Here is a 16,886-nt window from a genome sequence, read left to right as displayed (position 1 = left end):
CCCTGGGCATTGGGCTCTTTCAAGGAATGACATGCGACTGCCTGATTTCATCCTGCGCGATATGGAGCGCATCCTGGTGCAATGGGAGGCGTTCGCCGCGACATTGCTGCCCGCCGCAGCACGCATGGATTCGCTCGCTCTGCGTGACCATGCCCGGGCGCTGCTTGAAGCTGTCGTGGCCGACCTCTCGACCCCGCAAACCCTCGAAGCGCAAGCGCAGAAAGCATGGGGGCGTGCCCCGCAACTGGCCGATGCGCCGCACACAGCGGCACACACGCACGCGATTCTGCGCGCGCAAGGCGGCTTCGATATCAACCAGCTGGCCGCCGAGTATCGCGCGCTGCGCGCCAGCGTGCTCGAATTGTGGATGGACGATTGCCTGCCTGAAGGCCCCCATGTGGGTGACATCATCCGCTTCAATGAAGCGATCGACCAGGCAATTGCCGAATCGATCCGTTCCTTCAGTGCGGAGGTCGAGCGGGCACGTAACCTGTTCCTCGGCATGCTCGGCCATGACATGCGCAGCCCGCTGCAGACCATCCAGGCGACGGCTTCGTATCTGTCCGCGATCAACGCCGGTGAAAGCGTGTCGGCGGCGGCAAACCGTCTGATCCGAACGGGTGCCCGGATGCAGGCGCTGCTCGACGATCTGTGCGATTTCAACCGGACCGAACTGGGTCTTGGAATCAGCATCGTGCCAGCGGAGGTCGACCTTGCGGCGGTTTTTGCCGATGAGACGGACCAGCTGCGTGCCGCTCATTCCGACCGCAAGATCGTGCTTGAGGCGCCGGTGAGCCTGCGCGGTGTCTGGGACGGCCCACGCCTGCAGCAGCTGCTCGGCAACCTGGTCGTGAACGCGATCAGGTATGGCGCGCCTGACAGGCCGGTGCGGGTGGTGCTGACGGGCGACGAGACGGAAGTCCGGTTCGAGGTGAAAAATTCCGGTGCTGCCATCGAGCCCGCGCTGCTGCAAAGGCTGTTTGACCCACTCCAGCGCGGCCCGGAGGCTGAAGCCAGGAAGGGCGCCAATCTCGGCCTCGGATTGTTTATTGCCCGCGAGATCGCTGCCGCGCACGGCGGCACGATCGACGTGCGGTCGGACGAACAGGAGACAGTCTTTACAGTAAGCCTGCCCCGGCAGGCAGTTACGCAACGAGCGCTGTGATGAGCGCGACCAGATCGCCATGTGGCTGCACATAGCCGTCAAATTCGTGGCTGGCCGGATGCCGCCGTACCTCGGCTTCGTCCAGTGCGGTGTGCGCGACGATGGTAATGCCGGCCGTACGCGGATCCTGCCGCAGCGCGCAGGCCGCCTCGAAGCCATCGCATTGCGGCATCGAGATGTCCATTAGGATCACATGGGGCGCCCACTCGCGCGCCATATCAATCGCCTCCATTCCGCCGAACACGGCACGGGCCTCGATCGCCTCAAGCGACAGGTAAGCCGCCAGCGCAAGGGCCGCATTGTGGTTGTCGTCGACGACAACCACGCGCGGCCGGGCGCCATTGACGGGGACGCGGCGCGCGGTCCATGGGCGGGGTGCCCGGTGAAAAAGTTTTGAAAGACGCATGGGGCATTGCCATCGAATCATCGAATCTGATCCGCTGCACACAACACTTGAAAATGAGCTGGCTCGTCCGACGAATCGTCGGTCGCCGCCTTACCGAATGGCGGTTCGTCGCTCGTCAGCAGGCGTTCGCCGATTGAGTGCCAAGGACCGTTCTTGGCCGGTCTCTGCCGTCCGCCCACGCCAGGACCGCGGCTGTCTCTGATCGGCGGACTCGGGCGATGGGCTCCGGGTCTGACCGTTGCGGAGTTTTCTGGGCACTGGCTCTGATTCCAACTCTGCCACTTCAGGCCAGCACCACCGCCCTACAGTGCAATTTTCGGCCGCACCCCCAACTGTGCAAGTTTCGATTGGCGTTGACAGCGAGGCAAAGGAACCCCTGGGCTGTTGCTGCTGTATGCAACCGGGCAAGCGCGGCAACTGCCCGCGGTGATGTTGGGGAACTGTCTGTTGTCACCATATGCATGCAGGTTCGCCGTGGCCTTGGAACTATGATCACGGCCACGCTGGCGCCGAGCTAGTCGCTCCATGCGTAGCTAGGATCGTTCGCGATAACCCAACGCAGCCCAGCGAAAAGCGCCGTAAAAAGCACGAGGGCGTATAGAGCCCATGCGAGCGTGGTGACCATGCTGTTGCTCCCGGTATTGTTCGGTTCGCTTGATCCGGAAATTCGAGCATGAGTATGGCGTAAGGGAGTGGGCGATGTCCTCGCGAATAAAGGGGGGGAAACCTAGCTGTCGGGGCGTTCGATTGTGGCCGCGATGCGCGTAACCGTCCTGTTGCTGGACAGGCCTAGCCGTTCCGTAACTGCGTCAGGCGCGACACCACGAATCAACAACCGCCGGCAGTAAGTGTTCCGCAGGATCCGCGGCCCCATGTCTTCAGCCTCGTGACCAACGCTAACGAGAGCTTCACGCACGATATTGCCGAAGCTCATGTCCGTAATCGGAGTGCCCCTTCGCGTCAGAGAGAACAGCAAGTCGCCACCGGCTGGCCAAGCGCGGCGGACATAGAGCCAAGTGCTCAGCGTCGCCACCGCAAAGGGTTCCAGATGAATGGTGCGCGATGGCTTATGCCGCCGCCCAGGCACGTGGAGATAAGGAGGAGACGCGAGAGGGGTCAGATCCTGCATGCGCGTGGCGCGGCCTTCGCCGGCCGTGACGCCAGTGCCGAGAAAGAGTGCAACGATCGCGCGTCTCTGCAGCATTTCGGGCAAGTCGCCACTAGGCGGCCTTACGAAGTTCTGCAGGCGCTGGTCGACGTCATCGGGAAGGAAATGGACTTCGGGATCGTCTACCGGCCAGCGGCCCGCTAGGACTAGCTCGGAAGCTGGATTTGTTTTTCGTATGCCGGCCTCGACCAGATGCCTGCACAGCCGGTCGAGCAGCTTCAGGTACCGCATGCGAGTGGACGGCGTGTACGTGGCCGCCTCTGGGCTGAGCCAGAACGCGTCGATCTGGTCTGCACCGAAGCTGGCCAGCGTTGCACCGTGCCCGACCAGGTGTCGGTGGAACCGGTCGAACATGGCGCGGTGCTGGATGACCGATTGCTGCGAGAAAGGCCGCCCGTCTGCGCCGGCCGCTTCGCGGATCTGCCAGTCGGCGTAGGCCCTGGCGGGGTCGGAGAGCCAGAGTTTATCCATAGAAATTTATATACTGAATATCGCTTCCATCATACAACTATCGGCGCTTTGCGCCGCCTGCTGCTTGAAGATGCGGGGGTACCCTCCCGCCTGAGCGTGCACGACGCAGGCGGGCATAGCGCGGATAGCTGGCATCCATTGCATCCTCCACCACCTCTAGCCGGCTTTGCTGGAACGGTGGGCACTCCAGTAGGTGCGATTCAGCGCAGTAACGAAGGATTTCGAGCAGCAGTGTGTGACGGCGGGGATCGGGAAAATGCAGTCGTCGGTTTCGCGTCCAAGCCCGGTAGCTGGCATGTGCGAGGGCAAGCAGCTGGTCGGCGGTACCGTCCACATCCTCAGCTAGACGCCGGGCTTCTAGAAGCAGCGCGCGCTGATTGTCAGCATCGCTCATAACGGCTCCCGCAGATCTGCGACGCTCACCCATCGCGTGCTCAGTCTCGGGCGGCCGCGCGTCTCGCACTCGACCTCCACTTCCGCTGTTGGTCCGCTTGGCCCTGCGAAAAGAGACATCACCCGCGCCCTGCACGCGGGTATCGCGCTCGAAGGTCTCACATCGGCGAGCGGAGGTTGAGTGCGCTAGAGGATAGCGTGCCCGCCCCGCCTCCAGAATGATACTAAAGTAGTATTTTTCGGAGAAAAGATACTTTGCTATCATCCATTCTTGATCTCTCTGGGCACTGCTACTAAAGTAATATAAACGGACAGAATACTACTTTAGTAACCTATGAAGTCACTTAAAGAGATCTCCAATCTGCTTCACCAGCGAGAGGCCCAGCGCCAGTATGGGAAGCTTAAGCTGGCGCGTGATTCTGGAATCACGTACCGTACTCTGAATCACGTCCTTACCGGCGCACAAGACTACAAGGTTTCTACCCTGCTTGCCGTCGCCGACCGCCTCGGGCTCGAGGTAAAGCTCGTACCGAAGGAAGCATCATCGCTTTTCGCTGACACCCTGTCGGAGCCTGCCCGTACTCCGACACGAGTCAGCGGAGCGTTGCGCCGCCTGCGTGAAGGCCAAGAGCGTGAACGCAGTACCGCCAATGTCACCACTGCACAAAAGAAGACCCAACGATGAAACTTAGAACCCTTGGTATTTTCTTGGGTACACAACGTGTCGGCCTGCTTTTCAAATATGGGGACACCCAACCGATCATCCGCTTCGTCGCCGATGACGCGTTTGCCAATCTGGGACCTTCTGCCCCGACCCTCTCCCTGTCGATGGAAGCCGAGACGCCCGAAGAGCAAAAAGCAGTCTGGGCCAGTGTCACCGACGAAGTCTTCAACGGAGCCTACTCCGTCAAGTCGCAGAGCTGGTTACTCCCAGCCTTCTTTCAAGGATTGCTGCCGGAAGGTGTTTTCAGGGATCGAATCGCAGAGATCCGTGGGTGTGAGCCCACCGACCATTTCGAAATGCTCGCGGCCACGGGGCGCGACTTGCCTGGCAACGTCTATGCGGCACCTGTCGAACTGTCGAAGGACGAGGTGACCCATTTGGTTACGCAAGACAACGACAGTTTGGAAATGTCCGTCATCGAAGAACCGATGGTCGAAGGTGTCTCGGTCAGTGGCGTGCAGCCCAAAGTCGGTGTCCTGGAACAGAACGGTCGATATGTTGGCCGAACAAAGAATCAAGACACCCACATCATTGCAAAGCTCCCTGTCGTGGGAAATCCTCAGCTTCCGGAGCTGGAAGATCTGTCGCTGCGTCTCGCTCAGGCGGCGGGGGTGAGCGTCTGCGAGGCAAAACTGGCTCCCCTTGAGCTACTGGCGGTGGAGCACGGCTATGACCTCGGGGATGAGGCGACGAAGAAGACGAATTTTTTGGTGGTCACCCGCTTTGATCGCTCACCAAATGGCCGTTTCCATGTTGAGGATTTTGGCCAGATTCTCGGCGTGCAACCAGAACGAAAGTACGAAGGGAGCTATCTCGAGATCGCCGCCGTGATGATGGGCGAGCCGTCTCTAGGGGAGCCGGCGATTCACGAACTCTTGCGGCGCATCACAGTGAACGAGCTTCTGGGGAATCCCGATATGCATCTGAAGAACATTGGGGTGATCTATAGGGACGGTAAGACTCCCGAGCTTTCGCCGGCATACGACATTGTCGGGTACAGCGCTTACTCAAAGCGAAGCGGTCATGCCCTCTATATTGTTCCGCCAGATATGCTCGAAAATTCGGGCAATGATGAAGATCGGCGACAGACGAAGCAACGCCTCGGTCCAAACATTGTGCGCAGCTTCTGCCGGACCCTGGATATTGTCGAAAAGCCCGCTTCGGCAGCTATCCAGGAGACCGTCAACGCAGCGATCAAGACGTGGCCGGAGATGATTGAGGCTTCGCTGCTGACAGAAAAGTCCAAGGCGAACTTGCTGGCCAACTTTGAGGCGCATCCAATGGTGGTGTCTGCCCGGAAGCGGCATCATGCACGAAACAAGGCCGCCTAATCTCAATCACGGAATAGGCTCGGTCATCCTACGTGGGAAGCCATCAAGCAATTGCGACTGCTATGGGATGAAAAACCTGCGCGCGAGCGCAGCCTGCAGCTGGGGCAGCATCACTTCCCATGAGAATCGCCCCCACTTCTCCCACAGAGTTGACAGTAGGCCGAGTTGACGAACCAGTGACGTGCGATCTGATGCGCAGAGCAGAGACACTGTTGGAAGTATGCCTAGCACAGAATGTACGATCTGATCTTGCCGGATATGGGCCGCCCTGCTCAGGCGACGCCACTCTACCTTGAACACGCCCCGCGAGCACCTAGCGGGACTAATGATAGCAGCCGAATTGGTGTCGGTTCATGAGCACTCAGCACGCGTTCGCCAACGAACAGGCTGTCACTGCTCGGGCATTGCATCCGCAACGGCTGAGTTCGGGGTAAGTCGTGTCATTCACAAGGCCGGCTACTCACTTTATGGCAGTATCGGCGGCGTTGGTCGCGAAGATGTTCTTTGACGCCATCTCGCTCAGACTGAATGCCGGAATCAATGGCGTTGTCATCAAACTTGCGTGAGCCCTCGACGGTTTTACAACTGGAAGTCGCACTGGCCATGATTGGCCGTAGCCTGCGAGGGAGACGTTCCTTTGGGCGCAAAGCCGGCGCGTGAGCGGTACCGAGGCTTCGCGTCAAACTCCAGCCCGGTGGCTCCCTGTGTCTATTCGTCGGCGCGGAGTCCTTCTTGCTTGATCACTTTGCCCCAACGCTGGAGTTCACCAAGGTATAGCTTGGCCGTGTCGGCCGGCGATGTCGCGTAGGGCTCGAGACCCAGCGTGCCGAGATGCTTGCGCACAGCGTCGTCTTGCAGCACGTCTCCCAGGGCCTTGGCGAGCGTGGTCACGACATCGCTGCTCAGGCCCGCCGGGCCGGCCAGGCCGTACCAGCTCATCACCTCGTAGCCTTTGACGGTCTCTGCGACCGAGGGAACGCCGGGCACAAGCGCGGTGCGCTGCGACGTGGTGACGGCGAGAAAGCGCGTGCGCGAGGTGAGCGGCGCCATCGCGGGCGGTGTGCCGAACTGCACCTGAATCTGCCCGCCGATCAATGCCGCGGCAGTTTCGCTGCCACCCTTGTAGGGGATGTGGGTCATCGTCATGCCGGCTTCACGCTGGAGGACCAATGCGGCCAGATGCGGTGTCGTACCAACGCCGCCGGCGCCATAGTTGAGCTTGCCGGGCGATTTGCGCGCCAGGCCGACCAGGTCCTGCAGCGAATGGATGCTCGAAGTCTTGGCAACGCCAATTAGCATGGGGCCCCTTGCGACCGAGCCGACCAGCGTGAAGTCCTTGGCCGCGTTGTAGGGCAGCTTGTTGTACATCGCCGGTGAGATGGCGTTCGTTGTGGTCAGCAGCATCAGCGTGTAGCCATCCGGCGCGGCCTTGGCTGTCATGGCAGCGGCCAATGTCGTGCCGGCGCCCGGCCGGTTTTCCACCACCACGGGTTGCCCGAGCTTGCGACCCAATGCTTCGCCGACGGCGCGCGCCACGCCGTCCGCACCACCACCGGCTGTAAAGCCGGTAACCAGCTTGATGGGGCGCTCCGGCCAGGCAGCCTGGGCTGCAGTCCCCCCGGCCAGCAACGCCACACTGGCCGCATAGGTGGTTAGCAGGCCAAGGCGGCGGGCAAGGCGTGAGGAACGGGGCCAAGGTCTGGCTGGATATCGCGGGGTCATGCTGTCTCCTTTACTGCGGAAGCAACGATGGCTTGAAGGTCGGTCATCAAGGCGCGGGCCGGCCGTGCATGGCACTGCCGGGCAAGGGCGAGCAACTCCGGGCCTCGGGCGGCACCGCCAGTCCATGCCAGACAGTCGTCCAGCTTGGCGGCAAGTTCGGCGTCGTCCAGTGGCTGTTGCGCGGAGCCGCGCAGGGTTTGCACGCGTTGATAAAGCCGGAGCCCGTCGCGCAAGGTGAGATTGACCTCGGCCCAGCGCGGCGTTGCCGGGCCAGCGGATTCGGCTGCGTGCACACGCGGGAAGAAGGCCTGGATGTCAGGGCGCTGTACAGATGCATCGACAAAGCTGGTGAGCCGGATTGCCCCATCCTCCAGGGCAGCGGCCATGGCATAAGGCATGCTGAACTTGCCTTCGAGTCCGGTGCGCGGGTTCGGATGGACCATCGGCACCAGCGCGCCGTGGCTGGTGGTGATGTCGACGCGTGCAACATCGGACAGTCGTACACCATGGGCGGCCCGCAGCGCCAGTACGGCGTCCAGCGCGCGATGCGTGGCGTAGCACATCGGGTACTGCTTGACGTCAAGGCCGCTGCGCTGAAGTTCGAGCGGCGCTTCGCCGAGCCCGGCCAGCCAGTCAGGCGGGGCATCGTCGCCGGCATAGAGCGCCAGGAATCCATGTGGGCCATCCAGTGCGTCAGCGCCAGCCTCGAAGCCGGCTTCTGCCAGGCTGGCGGCGCGCACCGCCACGGCATTTGCGTGGCCCGCCTGAAACGACTTGCCCTCGGAGCCCACGTTCTCTCGGGTTCCTGCGGCCTGTGCGACGGCAAGGCCGACGGCATGGGCAATCTGGCGCTCGTTGAGGTCCAGCAGATGGCAGCAGGCCACGGCCGCGCCGAGTGCGCCGATGGTGGCCGTGGAGTGCCAGCCTGCAGCGTAGTGCGGCATCGCCATGGCACGTGAAAGCTTGCCAATGACTTCCATGCCGACTGTGAAAGCCGACGGCAGACGTCCGCCCATCAGCCCACGATCTTCGGCCAAGGCCAGTAGCGCAGGCCACAGGACCACACTCGGATGGCCACGCATCGGGACTGTCACGTCGTCGTAGTCAAGCACGTGGCCCGCGATGCCGTTCCACCATGCGGCGATTTCGGGCGCGGTGCGTTCAGTGCGCCCCCACAGGCTGGCACCCTGGCCGGCGTGATGGTGCAACAGGCCGGCACGCGACAGGTAGGCGAGGGCGGCCAGCGGCGCGTGCTCGCCGCGCCCAGCCACCGCTACCGCATAGGTATCGGCCAGCGAGCGGCCGCACAGTGTCAGGTCGGCGTCGGTGAGTCGGGTGGGCTGGAAGCCGTGGGCGAACGCGGCAATCCGCGTGGCGGCATTGTCGAGGTCCGTGAGATGTTCCTGCATGACGCCTTCCATCTACTCGAGTGGGTACTTGGCGGCCCGTGCCGACAGCAGCGCGTTGTCGCGCCGGATCTGCGCAGCAAACTCGGCGGGCGTGGAAAAGCGCGGATCGGCGCCAGCGAGTGCGATGGCCTGTTGCACGTCGGGCGATTTGCCGCTTTCGCGCAGCGCTGTGGCGATGGCGTCGACCACCGGTTGCGGCGTGCCCTTGGGCGCGAACACGCCATACCAGGTGACCGAATAGGCGTCGGGCCAGCCGGCCTCCGCGCTGGTGGGCACGTCGGGCAGGGCGCTGGCGCGCGTGTCGCCATTGGTGGCGATGATGCGCAACTGGCCCGTCTTGTGCAGCGGCAGCGCAGCCGTGAGGCCCGTGAAGGCAACGGTCAACGTTCCGGCAACCAGATCGGAGATGATGGGGCTGGTGCCGCGATAGCTGACCACGGGCATGTCCTTCAGGCCCCAGTGGGCGGCAAACAGTCGTGCGCGCAGCTTTGAGCTGTTCTCGCCGGAGCCCGCAGAGCATGCCGCATTGGGCTTGCGGCAATAGTCGACCAGTTCCTTGAGCGAATGGACAGGCAGCTTGCCGCCGACGACCACCGCCGTGGGGGACATAGCCAGTGCCGATACCGGTTCCAACCGGGCCGCCGGGTCGACGCCCTTGAGGCTGCTCTGGTACTTCATCAGCAGCAGGGACGGCACCTGCAGCAGCAGCGTGTATCCGTCAGGTTTGGCGTCCATGACGCGGCGCGTGCCGATCAGTCCATCGGCACCGCCAACGTTTTCGACCAGAACGGGCTGGTGCCAGCGTTCGCCAAGCCGGCGTGCCACTGCGCGGGCCGTCGCATCGGTGCCGCCGCCGGCAGCGTACGGCACCACCAGCGTGACGGGCCGTGACGGTTTCCAGTCAGGGCTCGAAGGCTGGGCGAACGCAGAGACTGGAGCCAGCACGGCGCAGGCGCCTGCCACGGTGACGATGCGGCGAGCGGTCGAGACAGGCGTTGGTGCAGCGATCGGGGCGCGACAACGCTGTCGCAGGGCGATAAAGGGCATGGGCGACTCGATAAAGCGGTTGCAGGCGGAAAGGCGAGCGGGGCGCCGCGGCTAGCGGCGGCCCCGATTCGTGGGGCGGCTACTCTGGCTTGACCCCGGCGCGGTGGGCAGCATCGGCCCAGAGCGCGGTTTCGTGGCGCAGGAAATCGCCGAAACGGGCCGTCGAATATTGCTTGGGCTCGCTGCCGCCGGCGCGCACTGGTGTGGCCACGGCAGGCAGGCGGCTGGCTGCCTGCATCGCGGCGTTGATTTTTTCGACAATGGGTGTCGGCGTACCGGCCGGCGCAACTAGCGCACTCCAGGTATTGACATCGAATCCCGCTACACCCTGTTCGGCGACTGTCGCGACAGCAGGCAGGCCACTGAAACGCTCGGCGCTTGAGACAGCCAACGGCTTGATCTTTCCGCTGCGGATCTGCGGCAATACCAGGGATCCGGCGTCGAACATCAACTGGACGTCGCCGGAAAGCAGTCCTGTCAGCGCGGCAGGCGAGCCCTTGTACGGCACGTGCAGCAAGTCCATGCCGGTTGCCGCCTTGAGCAGTTCCATCGCCAGGTGGGCGGTGATGCCGGCGCCGCCGGAGCCGTAGGTCAACTTGCCGGGATGTGCCTTGGCGTAGGCCACCAGCTCGCGCAGGTTCGACACGGGCAGCGACTTGTTGGCGACGAGATAGAGCCGCCCCGTGGCCCCAAGTGCCACCGGAGCGAAGTCGCGCAACGGATCATAGGGTGGCGAGGCGTAGATCGCGGGGTTGATCGCAAGTTGCCCGGACGTGCCGAACAGCAGCGTGTTGCCGTCGGGATTGGCGGATTTCACGATGCGTGCGCCGACGATGCCATTGGCGCCCGGTACGTTCTCGACCACGATGGGCTGGCCCCAGGCCTGCTGCAGCGCAGCGCCATAGGCCCGTGCGGTGACATCGACGGTCTGGCCGGCCGGATAGCCGACAACGATGCGAACCGGTTGGCGCGGCCAGGTCGACGCATCGGGTTGGGCGCGTGCGATGCCCACCGCCGGCCGGGCGATCAGAGAGGCCGCGCCTTGCATCAGACGGCGGCGTGAATGGGAAACATTGTGGTGTGACATGATGGGGTCTCGTTGCTTGTAGGGTGGGCGGTTCAGACGTCAAGCACGCTGGCTGGCACAAACGCCTCGCCTTGCATCAGACGCCGCGCCGTGCGGCCGAAGCCCAGCCGTTCGAATGCCGTCTCTTCGGCGTGCCGGGCCTCGCGCGCCCGCACCACCACTTCCATCACGCCCAGCGGATGGCCGATCCGCAGCGTGTCCGTCTGCCATGCTGGGTTGGCGTAGGCCGCTTCGTGCACCAGCGTGCCGGGGATGCGCGACATCGCAGCCGTACACATTGATCCCGTACCGGCCATGCTTTCATGGCACTTGTTGTAGAAGATCAACCGCGCGCGCAGGTCCATCTCGCCCGCATCGACCGTCCGTCCCTGCGCATCGGTGTAGTGCGCCGACGGTGCCACCAGCACGACGAGCGGCAAGGCGGGCGACACGGTTTCTGCGTCCTGCCAGTTGTCGCAAAAGCCCAGCCGTTGCGCCGCCTTCCCGCGCAGTTCGCGCAGGGTGTCGATCAGCGGGGCATTTGCATTGATGGCGTCGGGAAGCTCGCCCCCGCTCAGGCCAACGTCGGCGGCCCGTACGAAGATGCAGGGGTTTGCCACGTCGCCCAGGGTGACGTCCAGCGTGCGGCCATCGTCCAATACGATGGCATCGCGCGTTTGGCCTGTGGGCAGCACCCGGCCGGTCTTGGCGCCTGTGGTGGCCCGATAGTCCATGAAGATCTCGGCGCCCGTTCCGGGTACGCCGGGGATCTCGAATTCGCCCTGCACGCGAGCGCGCCGACCGTGGGTGGGCACGTGGGCGATCAGGATCTTGGACGTATTGGTGTTGAATATGCGGACTTCGGTCACGGGCCCGGTGACTTCGACCAATCCGGTATCGATCGCAAAGGGCCCCACGCCGGCAGAGATATTGCCGCAATTGCTGGTGTACACCACGATGCCACGACCCGGCGGGACGATGCCGTAGGTGTAGTCGATATCGACATCGTCCCGCTGGGACTTGTCGACGATGGCGAACTTGGCCGTCACGAGCCTCGATCCGCCGAGGCCGTCAATCTGCAGCAGGTCGTCGCTGCCCATCAACGCCTTGAGTGCAGCGTCGCGCGCCGGGCCTGCCGCCGGCAGGTCGCTGGCCCGGAAATACAGTCCCTTGCTGGTGCCCCCGCGCATCAAGGTGCACGGGATGGCAATCTGTTCGTCATCGTTGCCGGCGGGGCGCACAGTGCCTGCGCGGTCCGGTGCGGACGTCTGGTTCATCGTTGTCTCCGTGTCTGTGTGCCGCCGCTATCAGGGCGGCTGTCGTATGCAATAGCAGGTGATGGACTCAGTCGAGCGCGACCGGGTCCCATATCCAGGGGCGTGCCAGGCGGTCCCGGGCCTGCCACTGGGCAATGGCATCGCGCTTGCGCAGTGTCAGACTGAGATCGTCGAGTCCTTCCAGCAGCGCGGTGCGCTTGAGGGCGTCCACGGTGAACGGCAGCCGGTCGCCCCCCGGCAGCGTGATCTGGCAGGTCTGCAAATCCACGGTGATGGGGATGCCGCGCGCGGCATCGTGCGCCAGCACGGCCAATACGGCAGCCGGCAGGACGATCGGCAGCATGCCGTTCTGGAAGCAGTTGGCGTGAAAGATGTCGCCGAAGCTCTGTGCGATCACGCAGCGCACGCCGCTTGCAGCCAAGGCCCACACGGCGCCTTCGCGCGAGGAGCCGCAGCCGAAGTTGCGGCCGGCCAACAGGATCGGGGCCTTGCGGAACGCGGGAAGGTTCAGCACGCTGTCGGCTTCGCAGCCGTCGGGCCGCAGGCGTAGTGCTTCCATCGCATAGGGGCCAAGCTGGTCGCGGCTGACCGATGCCAGCCGTTCGATCCGGATGATGGTGTCCGTGTCGACGTTGTCGAGCATCAGCGGCACTGCCGGACCGGACAAGGTTGTAAATGGGGTCATAGGCATGTTCCTGCTCAGATGTGGCGCGGGTCGGCCAGTTCGCCTGCCAGTGCACAGGCCACGGCGGTGGCGGGGCTGGCCAGGTGCGTGCGCACGCCCGGCCCCTGGCGGCCGACGAAATTGCGGTTCGATGTCGACACCACGCGTTGTCCGGGAGCGGCGGTTTCGCCGTTGGCGGCCACGCACATGCTGCAGCCCGGCTCGCGCCACTGGAACCCAGCGGCGCGGAATTGCTCGTCCAGTCCTTCAGCGCGTGCCGCGCGGCTGATGTCTTCCGACCCGGGCACGACCCAGGCCTCGACGTGCGGTGCCACGCGGCTATTGCCGAGCAAGGCGGCGGCGGTGCGCAGGTCCTCCAGACGGGAGTTGGTACACGAACCGATGAAGACACGGTCAATGCGCTGCCCTTCGAGGCGGGCGCCCGGCGCCAGGCCCATATATGCGCGGGCTTCGCGCCAGGCGGTGCGCCGGCCTTCGTCCGATGCTTCGTCGTCCTGCGGTACTGTGCCGGTGACGGCAGTCTCGTGTTCCGGGCTCGTGCCCCACGTCAGTTGCGGCGCCAGTTCCGTCACGTCGATGACGTGCTCGCGATCGAACAGCGCGCCGTCATCGGAGTGCAGCGTGCGCCAATGTGCGACGGCCGCCTCCAACATCGGGCCAGCGGGCGCGAAGCGCCGTCCGGCCAGCCAGGCAAAGACCTTCTCGTCAGGCGCCACCATGCCGATACGGGCGCCCATTTCGACGGAGAGATTACACAGCGTCATACGCGCTTCAACCGACAATGCCTCCACGGCCGGTCCAGCATATTCGATGGCGTGGCCCGTGCCGGCTGCCGCGCCCAGCTTGCCGATGGCGTGCAGGATCATGTCCTTCGCTGAGACGCGTGGCGCCAGACCGCCGTTGAAACGGATGCGCATGTTGCGCGGCTTGCGCTGCATCAAGGTCTGAGTGGCCAACGCGTGCGTCAGTTCCGACGTGCCGACACCAAACGCCATCGCGCCTAATGCCCCGTTGGTGCACGTATGGCTGTCGCCACAAATCACGGTGCTACCCGGGAGCACCACGCCTAGTTCCGGACCCATCACGTGGACGATCCCCTGGCCGCGTTCGCCAAGCCCGAAAAAGCGGATGCGATGGCTTTGCGCGCCCCGCTCCAGCGCGAGACCCAGTGGCGCGCTTGCGGCCGTGCGGCCAGGCGCGCTGGAGACCGTGTGGTCGGGGGTGGCAAAGCTCAATTGAGGCAGTACCGCCGGCAGCGCGCGCGCTTCCAGTTCCTGGAAACTACGCGAGCCCGACATGTCGTGCAGCAGTTGCCGGTCGATATGCACCAGCGCCCAGTCATCGGGGAATGCCTCGATGACATGCGCGCGCCAGATCTTGTCGAATAGCGTGGGAGGCGTGATAGCCGTAGCAGGCGTGGCAACGTGGGCCATGGTCGTGCCCATTACCGGCCTGCCTGTTCAGCGTCGTCACGGAAACGCGTACGCAGGGCGTTCCATTCGTCGGCGCCGAAACGCCGGAATCGTTCGGCTACCGGCATGGCATTGGCGGATACCGGCGGCTTGCGCGTCTCGCGCAGTGCGCGCAGGGTCTGATCGCATGCTTCGACCACCGCGCCGATCAGCAGGCTCGGCAGGATGGCCAGCTTGTAGCCCAGTTCCTGCGCGACGTCGAGCGACAAATCGGGCGTCTTGCCGCCGCGCACGATGTTGAGCAAGCAAGGACCTTCCACGCGGCGCGGAATCTCGGCGAGCTCTTCCATGCTTTGCGCGGCTTCGACGAAAGCCATGTCCGCACCGGCTCGCAGCGCTGCATTGGCGCGGGCAATCGCTTCGTCCAGACTGACCACGGCGCGTGCATCGGTACGGGCAATGATCACGAAATCCGGATCGGTACGCGCGGCAACCGCGGCGCGGATCTTCGCGACGAATTCCTCTCGGGACACGATTTCCTTGCCGTCAAGGTGACCACAGCGCTTGGGCGCTAACTGGTCCTCGATATGCAGGCCGGCAATGCCGGCGCGCTCGTATTCGCGGATGGTGCGTGTGACGTTGAGTTCATTGCCATAGCCGGTGTCGGCATCGGCAATGACGGGCACCGACACGGACTGCGCGATAACGCCCGCTGCCTGGACCATCTCGGTCAGCGTCAGCAGGCCGAAATCGGGAAAGCCGCGCGAGGCTGAGACGCCGGCGCCCGTCATATAGATCGCCTCGAAACCGGCCTGCGCGGCCATGCGGGCAGTAATGCCATCGTAGGCGCCGGGAGCGGCGAGCAAGTCATTTCCGGCCAGTCGGGCGCGCAGGATGGCGCGGGGCGAAGGTGTGGTCATGGGCGTCGGTTTCTATGGTGTGAGAGCGGTGTCTCGATGTCCAATGGTACTAAGTGTATAACGTCATGGCGATATAACGATAGGGCCTGCTACAATTTTTTCTTTTTTACCGATCAGACGATGAATCCAGACAGCCGCGAGGGCGCAGGCAAGAAGGCGGGCCTGCCGCTGCACCAGCAGTTGTTCGTGGTGCTGCGCGACCAGATCCTGCGCGGCATGTATCCGCCCGGGGCAAGCATTCCCAACGAGGTAAGGCTTGGCGAACTGTTCAAGGTGTCGCGGATTACCGTGCGCCGGGCGGTCAGCGATCTTGAGGCCCAGGGGCTGGTGGAGAAGAAGCAGGGGCTCGGCACCTTCGTCCGCATGGATCTTCCGCCTCAGCGGCCCGCTGCCACGCTCGGCTTTGTCGATTCCCTGCGAAAGCAGGCGCACGCCACGCGGGTGACGGTGCTTGAGCTGCTGCCGGGTGCCGAGCCGCCGCCCGTGGTTGCGCTGCAACTGCAATTGCAGCCGGGCGATCTCGCATGGCACGCCGTGCGGCTGCGGTCAACCGAAGAACACGCCGTCATGGTGACCGACGCCTGGGTGCCCGACCGTTTTGCGCACGGGATCACGCGGGCGAAGCTGCAGAAGCAGGCGCTCTACGAAATTTTGATGGCGCAGGGCATCCGCTTCGGCCGCGTGGTGCAGGAGATTTCTGCGGTGCCGGCCGAGCCGGAATACGCGCAACTGCTAGGTGTCGACGTCGGTGCGCCCCTGCTACGGGTGGCGCGACTGCTCTATGACGTGGATACGGTGCCTGTGCAGCATCTGACCATTTATGTGTCGGCCGAGCGGAGCCGCATCCTGATGGACGTGGGCATCGAAAGCGTCAACACGCTCGGCGCGGGCCAGATCACTCACGATGTTTGAGACCAACGACGCGCGGCCACCTGCGCGCGGCCGCTGTGTCCGTTTCCGCGCAAGGCAATCTACAAAGGAAGTGGCAGTACAGACGATGCTGCTAACTTTACCTGCGGGTGATCGCGCAAAGTTGACGATGCTGTCAGTAAGGTGGGGCCTGCGCGACTGGCCGGTTTGATTCGGACCGGTCGTCGACCTTCATTCACAGGCTGGGCCGACCTCAATCGGCGGTTCGCGACCCAATTGAGACGACCGTGCCATTGTTGTGTAGTGGCTGGAAGTCCAAACATAGCCGTCCCTTGCGACTCTCCGCAGCGGACGCAGAGCCAGGACCGGCAGGTTGCTCCCCGTGTCTATCGCTCCAAGGCTTCGTCGTATTGCATGGCGCTCACACGCTCCATCCAATCCACTGCCTTTCCCTCCATTGCCTCGGTAATCGCGATGTGTGCCATGGTGGAAGAGGCTGTCGCACCATGCCAGTGTTTGGTATTGGGTGGGATCCAGACAAGATCCCCCGGCCGCATGACCTGGACCGCCTCGCCCCATTGCTGGACAAAGCCCGTCCCGGCGACGACAAGAAGGGTCTGCCCGAGCGGGTGCTTATGCCAGGACGTTCGGGCACCCGGTGCGAATGTAACTGTGGCGCCTCCCACGCGCGCGGGCGGGGACGCTTGGAAATGTGCGTCGATGCGGACGCTTCCCGTGAAGTGGGCGGAACTGCCGTCCATCGACGGCTGAGAGCCAGGCGGGGTGATCGTGACCATTCGGGACCGTATCTCCAGTGTCA

Annotated in this window: 15 protein-coding genes; 4 read left to right on the top strand and 11 right to left on the bottom strand. The window is 63.8% G+C overall.

What is annotated here, in order from left to right:
* Positions 1-31 precede the first annotated feature (31 nt).
* Positions 32-1,165: an ATP-binding protein gene (locus tag AC3G88_RS17845; RefSeq protein WP_488893724.1), complete on the top strand. Its 1,134-nt coding sequence runs from the start codon at positions 32-34 to the stop codon at positions 1,163-1,165.
* Here the strand turns inward: AC3G88_RS17845 and AC3G88_RS17840 are convergent.
* Both AC3G88_RS17840 and AC3G88_RS17835 read right to left on the bottom strand, forming a co-directional pair.
* Entirely contained in the window at positions 1,146-1,592 is a 447-nt protein-coding gene (locus AC3G88_RS17840; RefSeq protein WP_488893723.1) for a response regulator, read from the bottom strand. The two genes, AC3G88_RS17845 and AC3G88_RS17840, sit on opposite strands and share 20 nt — an antisense overlap.
* Before the next feature lie 706 nt (positions 1,593-2,298).
* Positions 2,299-3,210 (bottom strand): tyrosine-type recombinase/integrase, encoded by a 912-nt coding sequence (locus AC3G88_RS17835; protein WP_488893722.1) that lies wholly within the window; start codon positions 3,208-3,210, stop codon positions 2,299-2,301.
* A 727-nt stretch (positions 3,211-3,937) separates the two neighbouring features.
* Between AC3G88_RS17835 and AC3G88_RS17830 the strand changes: the two genes are divergently transcribed.
* Positions 3,938-4,288, top strand: a complete 351-nt coding sequence (locus AC3G88_RS17830; RefSeq protein ID WP_488893721.1) for a helix-turn-helix domain-containing protein — start codon at positions 3,938-3,940, stop codon at positions 4,286-4,288.
* Positions 4,285-5,658, top strand: a complete 1,374-nt coding sequence (locus AC3G88_RS17825) for a type II toxin-antitoxin system HipA family toxin (RefSeq protein WP_488893720.1) — start codon at positions 4,285-4,287, stop codon at positions 5,656-5,658. Before AC3G88_RS17830 ends, AC3G88_RS17825 begins: the two co-directional genes overlap by 4 nt.
* A 708-nt stretch (positions 5,659-6,366) precedes the next feature.
* Here AC3G88_RS17825 and AC3G88_RS17820 read toward each other — a convergent pair.
* From AC3G88_RS17820 to AC3G88_RS17785, 8 genes are all read right to left on the bottom strand, one after another.
* The gene (locus tag AC3G88_RS17820) at positions 6,367-7,380 is read right to left on the bottom strand and encodes a Bug family tripartite tricarboxylate transporter substrate binding protein (protein WP_488893719.1); all 1,014 of its coding nucleotides are present in this window, start codon (positions 7,378-7,380) and stop codon (positions 6,367-6,369) included.
* Positions 7,377-8,789: an MmgE/PrpD family protein gene (locus AC3G88_RS17815; protein ID WP_488893718.1), complete on the bottom strand. Its 1,413-nt coding sequence runs from the start codon at positions 8,787-8,789 to the stop codon at positions 7,377-7,379. Before AC3G88_RS17815 ends, AC3G88_RS17820 begins: the two co-directional genes overlap by 4 nt.
* A 12-nt stretch (positions 8,790-8,801) precedes the next feature.
* Positions 8,802-9,836, bottom strand: coding sequence for a Bug family tripartite tricarboxylate transporter substrate binding protein (locus tag AC3G88_RS17810; protein ID WP_488893717.1), 1,035 nt, complete (start codon positions 9,834-9,836; stop codon positions 8,802-8,804).
* Positions 9,837-9,915: 79 nt separating this feature from the next.
* Complete coding sequence (locus AC3G88_RS17805; RefSeq protein WP_488893716.1) at positions 9,916-10,923, bottom strand: Bug family tripartite tricarboxylate transporter substrate binding protein; 1,008 nt, start codon at positions 10,921-10,923, stop codon at positions 9,916-9,918.
* Between the two features lie 32 nt (positions 10,924-10,955).
* Positions 10,956-12,179 (bottom strand): 2-methylaconitate cis-trans isomerase PrpF family protein, encoded by a 1,224-nt coding sequence (locus AC3G88_RS17800; protein ID WP_488893715.1) that lies wholly within the window; start codon positions 12,177-12,179, stop codon positions 10,956-10,958.
* A gap of 67 nt (positions 12,180-12,246) precedes the next feature.
* Positions 12,247-12,864 carry a 3-isopropylmalate dehydratase small subunit gene (gene leuD / locus AC3G88_RS17795; RefSeq protein WP_488893714.1) on the bottom strand — a complete coding sequence of 206 codons (618 nt, stop codon included), beginning with the start codon at positions 12,862-12,864 and terminating at the stop codon, positions 12,247-12,249.
* Between the two features lie 14 nt (positions 12,865-12,878).
* Positions 12,879-14,297, bottom strand: coding sequence for a 3-isopropylmalate dehydratase large subunit (locus AC3G88_RS17790; protein ID WP_488893713.1), 1,419 nt, complete (start codon positions 14,295-14,297; stop codon positions 12,879-12,881).
* Between the two features lie 11 nt (positions 14,298-14,308).
* On the bottom strand, positions 14,309-15,196 hold the full coding sequence (locus tag AC3G88_RS17785) for an isocitrate lyase/PEP mutase family protein (protein WP_488893712.1): 888 nt from the start codon (positions 15,194-15,196) through the stop codon (positions 14,309-14,311).
* A 36-nt stretch (positions 15,197-15,232) separates the two neighbouring features.
* Between AC3G88_RS17785 and AC3G88_RS17780 the strand changes: the two genes are divergently transcribed.
* Positions 15,233-16,108 (top strand): GntR family transcriptional regulator, encoded by an 876-nt coding sequence (locus AC3G88_RS17780; protein ID WP_488893711.1) that lies wholly within the window; start codon positions 15,233-15,235, stop codon positions 16,106-16,108.
* A 344-nt stretch (positions 16,109-16,452) separates the two neighbouring features.
* On the opposite strand, the gene AC3G88_RS17775 is transcribed toward AC3G88_RS17780, so the two are convergent.
* A complete protein-coding gene (locus AC3G88_RS17775; RefSeq protein ID WP_488893710.1) occupies positions 16,453-16,863 on the bottom strand; it encodes a (R)-mandelonitrile lyase in 411 nt (136 codons plus the stop codon).
* Positions 16,864-16,886 lie beyond the last annotated feature (23 nt).

Source organism: Cupriavidus sp. 86D6, from assembly GCF_057815095.1.
Note: the sequence above shows the minus strand (reverse complement) of the source record. Positions and strands in the feature narration are given on the sequence as shown.

What these genes read in the sequence shown, in the direction of transcription:
- AC3G88_RS17845 (WP_488893724.1), top strand. Translation starts at nt 32, where the DNA reads ATGCGACTGCCTGATTTCATCCTGCGCGATATGGAGCGCATCCTGGTG.
- AC3G88_RS17840 (WP_488893723.1), bottom strand. Translation starts at nt 1,592, where the DNA reads ATGATTCGATGGCAATGCCCCATGCGTCTTTCAAAACTTTTTCACCGG.
- AC3G88_RS17835 (WP_488893722.1), bottom strand. Translation starts at nt 3,210, where the DNA reads ATGGATAAACTCTGGCTCTCCGACCCCGCCAGGGCCTACGCCGACTGG.
- AC3G88_RS17830 (WP_488893721.1), top strand. Translation starts at nt 3,938, where the DNA reads ATGAAGTCACTTAAAGAGATCTCCAATCTGCTTCACCAGCGAGAGGCC.
- AC3G88_RS17825 (WP_488893720.1), top strand. Translation starts at nt 4,285, where the DNA reads ATGAAACTTAGAACCCTTGGTATTTTCTTGGGTACACAACGTGTCGGC.
- AC3G88_RS17820 (WP_488893719.1), bottom strand. Translation starts at nt 7,380, where the DNA reads ATGACCCCGCGATATCCAGCCAGACCTTGGCCCCGTTCCTCACGCCTT.
- AC3G88_RS17815 (WP_488893718.1), bottom strand. Translation starts at nt 8,789, where the DNA reads ATGCAGGAACATCTCACGGACCTCGACAATGCCGCCACGCGGATTGCC.
- AC3G88_RS17810 (WP_488893717.1), bottom strand. Translation starts at nt 9,836, where the DNA reads ATGCCCTTTATCGCCCTGCGACAGCGTTGTCGCGCCCCGATCGCTGCA.
- AC3G88_RS17805 (WP_488893716.1), bottom strand. Translation starts at nt 10,923, where the DNA reads ATGTCACACCACAATGTTTCCCATTCACGCCGCCGTCTGATGCAAGGC.
- AC3G88_RS17800 (WP_488893715.1), bottom strand. Translation starts at nt 12,179, where the DNA reads ATGAACCAGACGTCCGCACCGGACCGCGCAGGCACTGTGCGCCCCGCC.
- leuD (WP_488893714.1), bottom strand. Translation starts at nt 12,864, where the DNA reads ATGACCCCATTTACAACCTTGTCCGGTCCGGCAGTGCCGCTGATGCTC.
- AC3G88_RS17790 (WP_488893713.1), bottom strand. Translation starts at nt 14,297, where the DNA reads ATGGCCCACGTTGCCACGCCTGCTACGGCTATCACGCCTCCCACGCTA.
- AC3G88_RS17785 (WP_488893712.1), bottom strand. Translation starts at nt 15,196, where the DNA reads ATGACCACACCTTCGCCCCGCGCCATCCTGCGCGCCCGACTGGCCGGA.
- AC3G88_RS17780 (WP_488893711.1), top strand. Translation starts at nt 15,233, where the DNA reads ATGTCCAATGGTACTAAGTGTATAACGTCATGGCGATATAACGATAGG.
- AC3G88_RS17775 (WP_488893710.1), bottom strand. Translation starts at nt 16,863, where the DNA reads ATGGTCACGATCACCCCGCCTGGCTCTCAGCCGTCGATGGACGGCAGT.